Origin of the sequence: Enterobacter sp. RHBSTW-00175, from assembly GCF_013927005.1 — a bacterium.
Lineage (GTDB): Bacteria > Pseudomonadota > Gammaproteobacteria > Enterobacterales > Enterobacteriaceae > Enterobacter.
Genome location: NZ_CP055930.1, coordinates 1,838,834 through 1,852,520 on the forward strand (window position 1 = coordinate 1,838,834; position 13,687 = coordinate 1,852,520).

The following is a 13,687-nucleotide window of genomic DNA, read 5'->3' on the forward strand; positions in this document are numbered from 1 at the left end:
AATCAGCCTTTGATCCCGTAATGCTCAAGCATCGCATCCAGCTGCGGCTCACGGCCACGGAAGCGTTTGAACAGCACCATTGGCTCTTCAGAGCCGCCACGCGTCAGGATGTTATCCAGGAACGACTGGCCGGTTTCACGGTTGAAAATGCCCTCTTCTTCGAAACGAGAGAAGGCGTCTGCCGCCAGCACATCGGCCCACAGGTAGCTGTAATAACCCGCCGCGTAACCACCTGCAAAGATATGGCTGAACGCGTGCGGGAAACGGCCCCAGGTTGGTCCTGGAATAACGGCGACCTGTTTTTTAATCTCGGCCAGGGTTTCGAGGATTTTCGCCCCTTGTTCCGGGCTGAACTCAGCGTGCAGGCGGAAGTCGAACAGGCCGAACTCCAGCTGACGCAGGATAAACATCGCCGCCTGGTAGTTCTTCGCCGCCAGCATTTTATCCAGCAGTTCTTTTGGCAGCGGTTCGCCGGTTTCAAAGTGACCAGAGATGAACGCCAGCGCGTCCGGCTCCCAGCACCAGTTTTCCATAAACTGGCTTGGCAGCTCGACTGCATCCCACGGCACACCACTGATACCGGCAACGCCTGCGGTTTCAATGCGGGTCAGCATATGGTGCAGGCCGTGACCGAATTCGTGGAACAGGGTGATCACTTCGTCGTGTGTAAACAGCGCAGGTTTACCATTCACCGGACGGTTAAAGTTACAGGTCAGGTAAGCGACCGGTTTTTGCAGCGAACCATCCGCTTTACGCATCTGGCCCACGCAGTCGTCCATCCATGCTCCACCGCGTTTGTTTTCACGCGCATAGAGATCCAGATAGAAGCTGCCGCGCAGCTCGTTCTTCTCGTCATACAGCTCGAAGAAACGCACGTCCGGGTGCCAGACTTCGATGTCAGTACGCTCTTTGGCGGTAATGCCATAGATACGTTTCACCACTTCGAACAGACCGTTTACCGCTTTGTTTTCCGGGAAGTACGGGCGCAGCTGCTCATCGCTGATGCTGTAGAGATGCTGTTTCTGTTTTTCGCTGTAGTAAGCGATATCCCACGGCTGTAGCTCATCCACACCGAATTCCGCTTTCGCGAAAGCGCGCAGCTGAGCCAGCTCTTTCTCGCCCTGTGGACGGGCGCGTTTTGCCAGGTCGGTTAAGAAATCCAGCACCTGCTGTGGGTTTTCCGCCATTTTGGTGGCGAGAGATTTGAAGGCATAGCTTTCAAAGCCCAGCAATTGTGCCAGCTCGTGACGCAGGGCGAGGATTTCAGCCATCACCGGGCTGTTGTCCCATTTGCCCGCATTTGGGCCTTGATCGGACGCGCGGGTGCTGTAAGCGCGGTACAACTCTTCACGCAGCGCCTGGTTGTCGCAATAGGTCATTACCGGCAGGTAGCTTGGGATATCCAGCGTTAACAGGAAACCTTCCAGCTCTTTCGCTTCGGCCTGTGCTTTCGCTGCCGCCAGCGCGCTTTCCGGCATCCCGGCAAGCTCTGCTTCGTCGGTTACCTGCTTCGTCCAGCCCATTGTGGCATCCAGCACGTTGTTGCTGTACTGGTTGCCCAGCTCAGACAGACGCGCGGCAATTTCGCCATAGCGAGTCTGTTTCTCTTTTGGCAGACCAATACCGGACAGCTCAAAATCACGCAGCGCGTTATCCACAGATTTCTTCTGCGCGGTATTCAGTGACGCATAGTGATCGCCATCGCGCAGGTCGCGGTAGGCCTGGTACAGCCCTTCATGTTGACCCACCCAGGTGCTGTACTCAGAGAGCAGCGGCAGGGTTTGCTCGTAGGCTTCGCGCAGCTCCTGGCTGTTTTTCACCGAGTTCAGATGACTCACTGGCGAAAAGATACGGCCCAGCACGTCATCCACTTCCGCCAGCGGCTGACACAGATTTTCCCAGGTGTACGGCGCACCTTGCGCCACCACGCTTTCTACCGCCGCACGGCAATTATCCAGCGACTGCGTAACGGCTGGAACCACATGCTCAGGGAGGATTTTAGAAAACGGTGGCAACGAAAAAGGCGTCAGTAATGGATTGGTCATAAGCGCTGTCCTGTTGAAGAAGATGAATGAAGCGCGCATCCGGCGCTGTACATATTGGTTCAGTAATGGGGTTAAGTGTAGAGGATTTCAATGGTGCAAGCGGGGAATTACGCCCGACAGCGTAACGCTGCCGGGTATGGGTTACTTAGTGTGCGTGATGCCCGAGTGCATAGGCAGCAGGCAGGTTCAGACGCTGCCAGAACTGCTGATCCGGCGTTGTCCCGGAGAGCGGATAACCCGCAGGCAGCGCAGTTTTCACCATCAGCGCCTGGCGCTGGGCTGCACTGAGGTTTGGCAGTGCCGCTTCCAGCAGCACATCGGCCCCTTCAGGCACTTTCAGACTCTGCTGTTCGCCTTTTTGCTGCGGCAGATCGTAGGTCATGGTGAAGCGATAGAACGTCTGCATGGCCGGGTCACGATACGGATCGTTCTTACCGTCGGTCTTTGCGCACTCAGTCAGCGATGTCCCACACTCTTTTTCCAGCGCGGTGCGCAGCTGGTCGCGGGCTTCGTTAAACAGCGCGCGATAGCTGGCGTCATTCAGATAATGGGCTACATTACGCTGCGCCACCATTCGCGAGCCCATCACATCCAGCGGATAATGCACGCCGAGGACAATACGGGAATAGCCATAGCGTGCCCCCCGCGTCACCAACGCATCAAAACGTTCCGGGATCATCTCTGCCATCAGCAATGCGTCGGTGTAACCGGTGTTGGTGTGCCCGCTCGGGAACGAACCGCCGTCAGCGGTATAGGGTTGATTGTCTTTTACCACCACGTCATCAGGCACCAGATGAATGGTATTGCCCTGGATAAGGAACGGGCGCGGGTTGTTAAAGTGCTTTTTCGCCTCGCCAGTGCTGACTTCAGATGCCTTAATCAGCGCCGCGGCTTTGCCAAGGTCCCCTTTGTCATAGGCATCAAGAAATGCCTTACCCAGACGCGGCCCCAGCGCGTCGCTCAGGAAGTAGAGATAGCTAATCCCTTCGGCATCCGCCAGTGCCTGATGGCGAGTGAGTTGCGAAGCATCGCGGTTAATGGCAGTCACTGTTTGGAGGTTTGCGTTGATAACGGTCTCGGGCAGTTTACTGAATACCGAAAGCAGGTCGATACCCGCCTGCTGGTTCTCTTTCACCCGGAAGTCATAGCCGCTTGCCTTAAGCCAGGCTTTATCGGCCTGGGTTTTGTTCTGCTTCGCCTTTTCGAGCTGGTCACGCGTGAGCGTGGCGGCATCACCTTTCAGCGCCGCACGCAGTTGCGCCAGCGTCTGAATTTCCAGAGCATCAAACGACGGGCTGGCAGATGCCGGCGTAACGCTGCTGGCGATGTCGGCCGCCTGGCTGAGCGGAACCTCTTTTGCCAGTACCGGCAGCGCGAGGAGGAGTGCTGATGTGAGCAGTGTGAATTGCAGCTTCATTATTTTTCCTTTTATTCAAAGAATTACCTTGCCTGCCTGCGACGCTAGCCCTGCTGGTTGACACTTTTATGACACCGATATGTTTTGCAACGCTTTTGCCGGAATTGAAACAGCACGGCGCTTTAGCGGTAATCCAGGCGGATCTACGGTAAACTAGCGCTTAACTTGTCTACTTCCCGGAATCTCTGCATCCATGCTCAGTTATCGCCACAGCTTTCACGCAGGCAACCACGCCGACGTCCTTAAACACACCGTTCAGAGCCTGATCATTGAAGCGCTCAAAGAGAAAGATAAACCCTTTCTCTACCTGGACACGCACGCCGGCGCGGGCCGCTATCAGCTGAGCGGCGAGCACGCCGAGCGTACCGGTGAATATCTCGAAGGCATCGCCCGTATCTGGCAGCAGGATGACCTGCCGGCAGAGCTGGAGCCTTATATCGGCGTGGTTGAGCATTTCAACCGCAGCGGCCAGCTGCGTTACTACCCAGGCTCTCCGCTGATTGCCCGCCAGCTGCTGCGCGAGCAGGACAGCCTTCAGTTGACCGAACTGCACCCGAGTGATTTTCCACTGCTGCGTTCCGAATTCCAGAAAGATAACCGCGCCCGCGTGGAAAAAGCCGATGGCTACCAGCAGCTGAAAGCCAAACTGCCGCCGGTTTCCCGCCGTGGCCTGGTGTTAATTGACCCGCCGTACGAAATCAAAACCGACTACCAGGCGGTGGTGACCGGCATCAACGAAGGCTACAAACGCTTTGCAACCGGCACTTATGCTCTGTGGTATCCGGTGGTACTGCGCGCGCAAATCAAGCGCATGATCAAAGACCTGGAAGCCACCGGCATCCGCAAAATCCTGCAAATTGAGCTGGCCGTGCGCCCGGACAGCGACCAGCGCGGCATGACCGCCTCCGGCATGATTGTGATCAACCCGCCGTGGAAGCTCGAAGCGCAAATGAACAACGTGCTGCCGTGGCTGCACAAAACGCTGGTGCCAGCCGGTACCGGCCATGCGACAGTGGGCTGGATCGTGCCTGAGTAATCGCAGTCATTGGTGGAACCTATTGATTTCAGGTATACAATCGCGGCAATTCACGATTAAGGATAAAAGCTATGACGAAGCATTATGACTACATCGCAATCGGCGGCGGCAGCGGCGGTATCGCCTCTATCAACCGTGCAGCCATGTACGGCCAGAAGTGCGCGCTGATTGAAGCCAAAGAGCTTGGCGGCACCTGCGTGAACGTGGGTTGTGTACCGAAGAAAGTGATGTGGCACGCGGCGCAAATCCGTGAAGCTATCCATATGTATGGCCCGGATTACGGCTTTGACACCACCATCAATAACTTTGACTGGGACAAGCTGATTGCCAGCCGTACGGCTTATATCGACCGAATCCATACCTCGTATGACAACGTACTGGGTAAAAACAACGTCGATGTGATCCGGGGTTTTGCACGCTTTGTTGATGCCAACACGATCGAAGTGAACGGTGAGACGATCACTGCCGATCATATCCTGATCGCCACCGGTGGCCGCCCAAGCCACCCGGACATTCCAGGTGTGGAATACGGTATCGACTCCGACGGTTTCTTCGAACTGCCTGCCCTGCCAAAACGCGTTGCGGTTGTTGGCGCAGGTTACATCGCGGTAGAGCTGGCGGGTGTGATTAACGGTCTGGGCGCCGAAGCACATCTGTTTGTGCGTAAGCACGCACCACTGCGCAGCTTCGACCCGCTGATCGTCGATACCCTGGTCGAAGTGATGAACGCCGAAGGCCCGACCCTGCATACCCACGCCGTACCAAAAGCGGTCGTGAAAAATACAGATGGCAGCCTGACCCTGGAGCTGGAAGATGGCCGCAGCCAGACCGTCGATTGCCTGATCTGGGCGATTGGTCGTGAGCCGGCAAACGACAACTTCAACCTGGCCGTCACTGGCGTGAAAACCAACGACAAAGGCTATATCGTCGTCGATAAATTCCAGAACACCAGCGTGCCTGGCATTTATGCGGTGGGTGATAACACCGGTGCCGTTGAACTGACTCCGGTCGCGGTGGCCGCTGGCCGTCGTCTCTCTGAGCGTCTGTTCAACAACAAGCCGGACGAGCATCTGGACTACAGCAACATCCCGACAGTGGTATTCAGCCACCCACCAATCGGCACCGTGGGCTTAACCGAGCCGCAGGCGCGCGAACAGTATGGCGATGACCAGGTGAAAGTGTACAAATCGGCGTTTACCGCGATGTATACCGCCGTCACCTCTCACCGTCAGCCATGCCGCATGAAGCTGGTATGCGTTGGCCCGGAAGAGAAAATTGTCGGTATTCATGGTATTGGCTTTGGTATGGATGAGATCCTGCAAGGCTTTGCTGTGGCACTGAAAATGGGCGCAACCAAGAAAGACTTCGATAACACCGTAGCTATCCACCCAACTGCGGCGGAAGAGTTTGTGACCATGCGTTAATCTCGCATTGCCTCTGGCGTCAGGCGATTAATATTTGCCCGACGCCAGAACATTCTTCGAAAACAAACATCCTCCTGTGCATATTCATCAAACGCATCCCCGCCACCTGGCAACCACGAAAGACAATAGGTTTTGTCACCACTGAATGCGAAAAACAGACATTGCGCATATCGCAGTTTTCAAATGTAATATTTTCCAGACAACAACGATTTAACGTTAAGTAAGAAAAACAAATATCTCGGAACGAAATTTCACTTAAATTACTGCGATAAATGATTGCGCTTATTTTCTCCCCCCGGATATTCAAACCTACCAATTGTCGATTTTCTATTAAACCATTTAAGTCTGATATAGTGTTTCGCTGCGTATTCTGTAAAGACAAAGGCATAGCGCCCTGACGCTTCGCGTTAAGGTTCATAAAGGTTCCATTTTTAGTGTTGTCATCAGAAAGGATGACGAGTGAGTGGATCCCTTTAATGCCTTACTGCGCTATGCCGAAACAACAGCGATTTTGTCCATTTATTTGCAGAGTTGGTCTGCAAAATAAAAGCGTTTAAATAAACAATTCCAAATCACGTAACGTAATAATTTTATTTAAGTGAGTTTTTAATGCCAAAACACACAAGCAGTAATTGTATTCTGGTGATCGAATCCCCGTGGGAGTTAGATGGGCAAGACTCTAATCGTTCTTCGGTTGTACCGTTTATCGAGGGCATCGCAAAGTTACACGGGGATACTGATGTCTATTTTCTGAATTTTTACGACAAAAGTAGTTTTAAGACCGCGCTTGATTGCCTGTGTAAGCAAACTTTTGCGAATACAATCGTCTATGTTGCAGCCCATGGCAGCTCAACACACATAGCAAAAGTGCCGTTGAAGGATATCCTCAGCGCCGTGAGTGAGAAATCCGCAAAATTCAACATCAGGGGCCTGATGCTGGGGTCATGTTTCGCCGGAGGAAAAACGCAGTTATTGCAGAATTTCACTCAGGGTAGTGGTCTGCGCTGGTGTGCGGGATATGCCTCTTCGTGTTGCTGGCTGACAGGTACGATGATTGATTGCGCCATTATCCGCAGTGCACTGGGGATGCATGAAGAGCATTACCAGGATCGTGATTCAATGAACCATGCATTTGCGAATGCACTCGCTCCGTTTGCACCAAATGCCATTATTGGCAACGGTAAAAAGCGCGATAACGTTCCTCTTTGTGAGTCTCTGCAATTTGTAATTCAGCCTGAAGGCAAAGGTCATCGCCCTCTTCTTGCGGCTGAAGAAATATTCGCGCAGGCACATTCGCTGCGTGTAGAAGTAGAAACAGAAGACGAAGCCTACTAGCCCCCCGGTTAATACATACTCTGTTGCAAAGTGAATGCTCTGAATTTTAAGGTGTTCAGGAATGTAGGGTTAGCAGGTTTATGGTTTAAATATCATGAGCCTGTGTAACCTTTTATCTTTTTCACCTCCCTGCCAAAACGTGATCTACCGCACATTTAACTCCCCACGCATCGAAGCGAATGTCTACGCTTATGAGACACCCGGAAAAACCTGTCATTGTGAATACAACCGGAGGTCCCTATCACTATGTTCAGCCAGAAACTACACGCCGCCGATATCGTCGAGTTCGGGATTGAGGAAGAACTTCGCTACGAGGCCGATCCCTGCGAGTTGAAACTGGATGAAATGATTGAAGCGGAGCCGGAACCCGAAATGATCGAGGGGCTGCCCGCATCCGATGCCCTCACCCCCGCCGATCGTTACCTTGAACTGTTTGAGCATGTGCAGTCATCGCGGCTGTTTGCAGACAGCAAAACCTTCCCCGACTGCGCACCGAAAATGGATCCGCTGGATATTCTTATCCGCTATCGCAAGGTAAAACGTCACCGGGATTTCGATTTGCGCCAGTTCGTTGAGAACCACTTCTGGATGCCGGAAGTGCTCTCCAGTGAATATATTTCTGACCCAAATCTTTCCCTGAAAGAGCATATCGATAATCTGTGGCCGGTGTTAACGCGCGAACCGCAGGACCATATTCCCTGGTCGTCACTATTGGCGCTGCCGCAGGCGTATATCGTGCCCGGCGGGCGCTTCAGCGAAACCTACTACTGGGATTCCTACTTCACCATGCTGGGGCTGGCGGAAAGCGGACGCCACGACATGCTGAAGTGCATGGCGGACAACTTCGCGTGGATGATTGAGCGTTACGGCCATATTCCCAACGGCAACCGCACCTACTACCTGAGCCGCTCGCAACCGCCGGTGTTTGCCCTGATGGTCGAGTTATTCGAGGAAGATGGCGTGCGCGGCGCGCGGCGCTATCTCGACCATTTGTTACTGGAATATGCCTTCTGGATGGATGGCGCGGAATCGCTGCTGCTGAATCAGGCCTACCGTCACGTCGTGCGAATGCCGGACGGCTCTATGCTTAACCGCTACTGGGACGATCGTGACACGCCGCGCGATGAATCATGGATTGAGGATGTAGAAACAGCGAAACACTCCGGTCGCCCGCCGAACGAGGTCTATCGCGACCTGCGTGCGGGTGCGGCTTCGGGCTGGGATTACTCCTCCCGCTGGCTGCGCGATGCCGGGCGTCTTGCCAGCATTCGCACCACACAGTTTATTCCCATCGATTTAAATGCCTTCCTGTACAAGCTGGAAAGCACCATCGCTAATCTTTCTGGTCGGAAAGGTGATAAAGCGGCCGAAGCCCATTTCCGCCAGAAGGCAAGCGATCGCCGGGCAGCAGTAAACCGCTATCTGTGGGATGACGAGAACGGCTGTTACCGTGATTACGACTGGCGACGCGAAGAGATGGCATTGTTCTCCGCCGCCAGCATTGTGCCGTTGTATGTCGACATGGCGACCCACGAGCAGGCCGACCGTCTGGCCGATGCCGTTAACGCCCGTCTGTTGACGCCGGGCGGTATTTTAGCGACCGAACATGAAACCGGCGAACAGTGGGATAAACCTAACGGCTGGGCGCCGTTGCAGTGGATGGCTATTCAGGGGTTTAAACGCTATGGCAACGACTCGCTGGGCGATGAGATTGCCCACAGCTGGCTGCAAACGGTGAACCATTTCTATAAGAAACATCACAAGCTGATTGAGAAGTACCATATCGCCAGCAGCACACCGCGTGAAGGTGGCGGTGGTGAATATCCGTTACAGGATGGGTTTGGCTGGACGAACGGTGTGGTGCGGCGTTTGATTGGGCTGTATGGGGAGCCGTAGGTTACCGGGGTGGTAGCGGTGAGTCACCCCGGCACTCTCCCGCAAAGTTACCGAATCACATCATAAATAGCGGTCTGAATAGACTGCCATTTTTTAGTGTTATCGTCCGGCTGCGCCTGGGCGCGACGCGTGGCCATATCCGTATCATGCTGCTGGCGTTTCACCACCGCAGGTACTGTGCAAAACGCCTTAAGATACTGCTTACGCAGCGAAGTCAGGGCATCACCGTTCGACATGGCATGGCTGAGGGTATTGATAAACCGACGGCACGGTTTTTCCTCCACCATTTGCGACCGGTAACGCAGCATCAACTCCAGCACGCCGTCGTGCTCCGCGGCCATCGCCTCTTCAGTCCATGAAAGCTTCCAGTCCATTCCGCCCTGGAGGAACAGCTGCGCCACGCGGGTGTCGTTACGGTTGATGGCCGAACGGAAATTGTTTTCATCCCAGGTCACGCCCATGCGCGTGAGTGTTTCACGTGAAGTGGGCGCTTCGCGCATCTCCTGAGTCGGGGAAGCTTCCTCTGCGTTTGCGGTTGCAGGTGGCGGTTTACCGCTGGTGACGAGCCAAAAACCTCCCATCACGATGGCAATCACCATCACCCCAACCGCCGCCCATAGCAGGCCAGAAATCAACTGGTCGCGCTGTTCTTGTGTACGCGGCGCACGCTGGGTCGGCTTTTCAATGGTGTCGCGCACCTCGAACAGATCGCCACCGGTGATGCGGTCCATTTTTTGCGCGTTTTCCCAGAAGTTATGCAGCTCGCTGGCGTCCACCGACATCAATCCCGCCGGGTTGATGCGCGTGCGCCCTTCTTCAAACGCCCGCTGAACGGGGCGGGTAATTTGTGTGTAGTAGTTATCCAGCAGCAAAATTTGTGCGGAGCTCAAACGCTGGTTAACGGCAATGCTGTTGCGGATCTGGCGGATATCATTCAGGAAGGTTTGCAGGGTTTTTCGCGGCTCAACCAGCAGCGTCAGCATCATCGGGTCGCTAAACAACGGGGAGTAGTAACGGCTAAATTCCCGTTTATCCACCAGCATCTGTGCCAGCTCGCTAAACATCATGCCGCTGAGGATATCGTTGATTTCACCCAGCTTCAGCCAGCGCCGGACGCGGTCGGCGTTAAATAACGTTTTAAGGTGATTATTGAGCCGCACCGGATCGGGCCACGCCTGCTGGATAAGCCCCTTAATCATCAGCTCAATTGCCCGAACCTGCTTTTGCGCCTGCTGTTGTTGGATCTCGTTGCCTGCCGCAAGCTCCGTACTGTAGGTTAAAAGCGTCTGTTGCAGACGCACGTGTTCCAGGGCGGTCACAAAACGCATGGCCGCAATCAGCTGGTTTTCACTGACATCCTGCCCACTTTCGTACTGTGGGACTCGCTGCTGCAACAGGCGCAGTTGCAGCGTAAAGTCCGACATTTCAGCATCATTCAGGTTGAGTTTTTTCGCCACAGCGCCCCAGCCACCTAATGCGAGGCGGGCGCTATCCAGTTGTTCAAGGAACCAGCGAGGATCTTTGCCTTCCGAAACATGGACATTCAGGAGAAGCAACATTTCGACTGAGGCCTGACGAATGACCGCCAGGCAGTGCTCAAACTGCTCGCGGATATGATGTGATGTGCTGAGAGTCATTGTTTTCCTTCAGGGACAACGAATACATCATGGCAGACCCGATAAGGTCATTTTTCTTTTTATTTATACGAGGTTAAACCATACCTGAGTTTCTGTTGAAATACAGTGACAGCCCTATAATCATTTACACATGCTCTGGAGAACCCGAATGCCTTCCCTCACCACCGCACGTCTGACCTGCTCGCCGTTGCAAGCGTCTGACTGGCCCTTCTTTCTTGCATTGCAGCAGCATCCCGACGTCATGCGCTTTGTCGCAGAAGACCGTTCCGTTGCAGACATCCGCGAAGCCTTTGATTCCCGCCTTGCCCCGTGGGCGCCAGGCAGCGCGCAGTGGTTATGTCTGGTGGTGCGTGATGCCGCCAGCCAGACACCGCTGGGCGTCACGGGTTATATCCATCGGGAAGACGATTGCGCCGAAGTCGGTTTTCTTTTCGCGTCATCCGCCCAGGGCAAGGGCTATGGATTTGAATCATTGCGGGCACTCTGTGATTTTGCGTTTAACCAGGGCGGCATCCGTCGGCTGACCGCTACCGTCACGGCGGGCAATATCGCCTCACGGGCTTTACTGGGAAAATCAGGGTTCAGGCTGGAAGGCGAACTGCGCGAAAGCTATTTCCTCTCCGGACAGTGGCACAATGACTGGCTATTTGGTTTGCTGAAGCATGAGTTTCAGGCTTAAAAAAACAGTTCAACAGCCATTTGGCGGATATTGATCACCCACCATTTCCTCTACAGTCATGCCAGAGAGAGGAAACGAATATGATATGCCGTTCGCTGAAGATATCGTCGTCTGGAATTGAATTAATTAAACAATATCAGGGTCTGTCCCTTGAGAAATATTGTGATGAAAGTGGTTTATGGATTATTGGATTTGGCCACGTGATCGGTCCGAAAGAGACAACTTCCGCGTTTATTACTCTGGCTCAGGCCGAACAATTTCTCTACGACGATATTCAGAAATGTGAAGACGTTCTACGGGAAAATATCGCCCGTCCGCTGACGCAAGAAAAACATGATGCCCTTATTTCATTGATATTCAGCTGCGGGATTAAAGACTGTCTGAACACTGGTATTATTCAGGAGGTTGCACGCGGTAATAACGCGCAAGCGACACTGCTCTGGCGTAATGCTCTTATGCTTAATGGCAAAAAGATCAACAGCCTGGCGCAGCAACGCCAGGCTGAATGTGCACTTTTCGACAGCGAATAAACCTCAGGCTGCCCGGGTATAAAACAGGGCTGCCTGCGTGCGATTTTTGACATCCAGGCGGCGAAAAAGCGCTTCCAGATGGGCTTTTACCGTTCCTGTGCTGATGTTTAGCGTGCGGCTAATTTCTTTGTTTGTCTCACCCGCTGCCAGCAGTTTTAGTACTTCGCGCTGGCGCTCACTCAGCGAAGAGAGCCCCTGCTGCGGCCGGGAATGTTGTTTAAGCCAGTCGCACGGGAAACAGACCATCCCCTTCGATACCGACTTCAGCATTGCAGCGATCATTTCCGGGTGTGCATTGCGGGGAATAATGGCCGTGACATTATTCTGCATAAGCTGCTCCACCCATCTGACATCATTTTTTGCCAGCACCATGACCACACGCAGTGCCGGAAAACGCAGCATAATCTCTTCCAGCATCGTCATGCCGGCATCCTCAATAAAGCGGCCGTCAATCATGAGGATAGATGTTGGCGAGGCGGATAAAAGCGCCCACAGCTCATCAGTCTGACGGGTTCCCGATATATTTATTTCTGGAATTAATTCTTGCAGACGATTTATCGCTCCATGAATAAATATTGACTGCCTGTCAAACATGATAACTCGCATTATTTTTACTCCCACTGAAAACCCCGTGCCACGAAGTATCGTCATGGATAGATAATAAAGACTCAATAATTCGAGGGGGATTCTACAGAGGGTCTGCCTGAGAACAAACTCAACTACGGGAAGCGTTACAAAATGCCCGACTTGATTAAATCTTGCCAGATTTTGACATAATTGCTTTAAGGAACATCTTAATCACTACCAATACGGGGATCCCTCCCCGCAGGCCATTGCATTACAGGAACATCCCGCCTGAAACTTCAATACGCTGGGCGTTCATCCAGCCCAGTTTATCGCTCAGCAACGCGGCGATCGCATCACCAATATCGTCCGGTAAGCCCACACGACCCAGCGCGGTTTGAGACGCCAGCATCTGATTCAGCTGCGCGTTGTCTCGCACCCGTCCACCGCCAAAATCGGTTTCAATCGCGCCCGGGGCAATAATATTGACCGAGATCCCTCGCGCACCCAGCTCTTTTGCCTGATAGCGGGTCAGCACCTCCATTGCCCCTTTCATTGAGGCGTAAGCCCCGGAGCCTGGCTGTGTAAAACGCGCCAGCCCGCTGGACACATTCAGGATGCGGCCACCGTCTTTAATCACCGGCAACAGTTGCTGGGTCAGAAAAAACGGGCCTTTGAAATGGATATTCATCGCCTCATCAAACTGCGCTTCCGTCGTCTCGGCAAAAGGCGCATATAAACCTGTGCCCGCATTGTTCAATAAACAATCAAAGGTATCACGCTGCCAGATGTTTTTGAGCGTTTCCTGAACCTGCCTGCTGAAATCCTCAAAGCTGGCGACATTGCCGACGTTAAGCTGTAATGCTGCGGCTTTAACGCCTTTTCCCTCAATTTCCCGCACAACTTCAAGCGCTTCTTTCTCGCTGCTGTTATAGGTCAGGATAATTCCTGTACCTGCATCAGCCAGCTTCAATACCGCGTTTTTCCCCAGACCACGGCTACCACCTGTTACTAATGCAATACGTTCAGACATAAGAAACCTCGTTCCGGCTGTTATGAAGATTGAGAAAGAGCTTATTAGGTGATAGAAGATCAATAAAGGCAGTAAGAAACGCTTCACTGTT

The 13,687-nt window shown here is 53.4% G+C and carries 12 protein-coding genes; 6 read left to right on the top strand and 6 right to left on the bottom strand.

The annotated features are described in order from the left end of the window. Nucleotides 1-2: 2 nt before the first annotated feature. Together prlC and HV107_RS08760 are read right to left on the bottom strand one after the other, a co-directional pair. Nucleotides 3-2,045, bottom strand: a complete 2,043-nt coding sequence (gene prlC, locus HV107_RS08755) for an oligopeptidase A (RefSeq protein WP_182062873.1) — start codon at nt 2,043-2,045, stop codon at nt 3-5. Between the two features lie 145 nt (nt 2,046-2,190). Further along, nucleotides 2,191-3,462 (bottom strand): phosphatase PAP2 family protein, encoded by a 1,272-nt coding sequence (locus tag HV107_RS08760; protein ID WP_182062874.1) that lies wholly within the window; start codon nt 3,460-3,462, stop codon nt 2,191-2,193. A gap of 193 nt (nt 3,463-3,655) precedes the next feature. On the opposite strand from HV107_RS08760, the gene HV107_RS08765 reads away from it, so the two are divergent. Both HV107_RS08765 and gorA read left to right on the top strand, forming a co-directional pair. Continuing rightward, nucleotides 3,656-4,498, top strand: a complete 843-nt coding sequence (locus tag HV107_RS08765) for a 23S rRNA (adenine(2030)-N(6))-methyltransferase RlmJ (RefSeq protein ID WP_182062875.1) — start codon at nt 3,656-3,658, stop codon at nt 4,496-4,498. A 71-nt stretch (nt 4,499-4,569) separates the two neighbouring features. After that, a complete protein-coding gene (gene gorA / locus HV107_RS08770; RefSeq protein WP_182062876.1) occupies nt 4,570-5,922 on the top strand; it encodes a glutathione-disulfide reductase in 1,353 nt (450 codons plus the stop codon). A gap of 19 nt (nt 5,923-5,941) precedes the next feature. Here the strand turns inward: gorA and HV107_RS08775 are convergent, their stop codons facing one another. Continuing rightward, nucleotides 5,942-6,340 carry a hypothetical protein gene (locus HV107_RS08775; RefSeq protein ID WP_182062877.1) on the bottom strand — a complete coding sequence of 133 codons (399 nt, stop codon included), beginning with the start codon at nt 6,338-6,340 and terminating at the stop codon, nt 5,942-5,944. 191 nt (nt 6,341-6,531) lie between these two features. Here HV107_RS08775 and HV107_RS08780 point away from each other — a divergent pair, with 191 nt between their 5' ends. Then, entirely contained in the window at nt 6,532-7,257 is a 726-nt protein-coding gene (locus HV107_RS08780) for a hypothetical protein (RefSeq protein WP_182062878.1), read from the top strand. Nucleotides 7,258-7,503: 246 nt separating this feature from the next. Then, the gene (locus tag HV107_RS08785; RefSeq protein ID WP_182062879.1) at nt 7,504-9,153 is read left to right on the top strand and encodes an alpha,alpha-trehalase; all 1,650 of its coding nucleotides are present in this window, start codon (nt 7,504-7,506) and stop codon (nt 9,151-9,153) included. Between the two features lie 47 nt (nt 9,154-9,200). On the opposite strand, the gene HV107_RS08790 is transcribed toward HV107_RS08785, so the two are convergent. Beyond that, on the bottom strand, nt 9,201-10,790 hold the full coding sequence (locus tag HV107_RS08790) for an STY4199 family HEPN domain-containing protein (RefSeq protein WP_182062880.1): 1,590 nt from the start codon (nt 10,788-10,790) through the stop codon (nt 9,201-9,203). A gap of 148 nt (nt 10,791-10,938) precedes the next feature. Between HV107_RS08790 and HV107_RS08795 the strand changes: the two genes are divergently transcribed. Further along, a complete protein-coding gene (locus HV107_RS08795) occupies nt 10,939-11,469 on the top strand; it encodes a GNAT family N-acetyltransferase (protein ID WP_182062881.1) in 531 nt (176 codons plus the stop codon). An 80-nt stretch (nt 11,470-11,549) separates the two neighbouring features. After that, entirely contained in the window at nt 11,550-11,999 is a 450-nt protein-coding gene (locus tag HV107_RS08800; RefSeq protein ID WP_182063488.1) for a lysozyme, read from the top strand. A 3-nt stretch (nt 12,000-12,002) separates the two neighbouring features. On the opposite strand, the gene HV107_RS08805 is transcribed toward HV107_RS08800, so the two are convergent. After that, entirely contained in the window at nt 12,003-12,605 is a 603-nt protein-coding gene (locus HV107_RS08805; protein ID WP_182062882.1) for a response regulator transcription factor, read from the bottom strand. A gap of 232 nt (nt 12,606-12,837) precedes the next feature. Continuing rightward, nucleotides 12,838-13,596: an SDR family NAD(P)-dependent oxidoreductase gene (locus HV107_RS08810; RefSeq protein WP_182062883.1), complete on the bottom strand. Its 759-nt coding sequence runs from the start codon at nt 13,594-13,596 to the stop codon at nt 12,838-12,840. Between the last annotated feature and the right edge of the window lie 91 nt (nt 13,597-13,687).

Bases quoted from the DNA above. Each gene is read 5' to 3' on its own strand.
- HV107_RS08790 (WP_182062880.1), bottom strand. From the start codon at position 10,790: ATGACTCTCAGCACATCACATCATATCCGCGAGCAGTTTGAGCACTGC.
- gorA (WP_182062876.1), top strand. From the start codon at position 4,570: ATGACGAAGCATTATGACTACATCGCAATCGGCGGCGGCAGCGGCGGT.
- HV107_RS08805 (WP_182062882.1), bottom strand. From the start codon at position 12,605: ATGCGAGTTATCATGTTTGACAGGCAGTCAATATTTATTCATGGAGCG.
- prlC (WP_182062873.1), bottom strand. From the start codon at position 2,045: ATGACCAATCCATTACTGACGCCTTTTTCGTTGCCACCGTTTTCTAAA.
- HV107_RS08765 (WP_182062875.1), top strand. From the start codon at position 3,656: ATGCTCAGTTATCGCCACAGCTTTCACGCAGGCAACCACGCCGACGTC.
- HV107_RS08780 (WP_182062878.1), top strand. From the start codon at position 6,532: ATGCCAAAACACACAAGCAGTAATTGTATTCTGGTGATCGAATCCCCG.
- HV107_RS08795 (WP_182062881.1), top strand. From the start codon at position 10,939: ATGCCTTCCCTCACCACCGCACGTCTGACCTGCTCGCCGTTGCAAGCG.
- HV107_RS08800 (WP_182063488.1), top strand. From the start codon at position 11,550: ATGATATGCCGTTCGCTGAAGATATCGTCGTCTGGAATTGAATTAATT.
- HV107_RS08775 (WP_182062877.1), bottom strand. From the start codon at position 6,340: ATGAACCTTAACGCGAAGCGTCAGGGCGCTATGCCTTTGTCTTTACAG.
- HV107_RS08760 (WP_182062874.1), bottom strand. From the start codon at position 3,462: ATGAAGCTGCAATTCACACTGCTCACATCAGCACTCCTCCTCGCGCTG.
- HV107_RS08810 (WP_182062883.1), bottom strand. From the start codon at position 13,596: ATGTCTGAACGTATTGCATTAGTAACAGGTGGTAGCCGTGGTCTGGGG.
- HV107_RS08785 (WP_182062879.1), top strand. From the start codon at position 7,504: ATGTTCAGCCAGAAACTACACGCCGCCGATATCGTCGAGTTCGGGATT.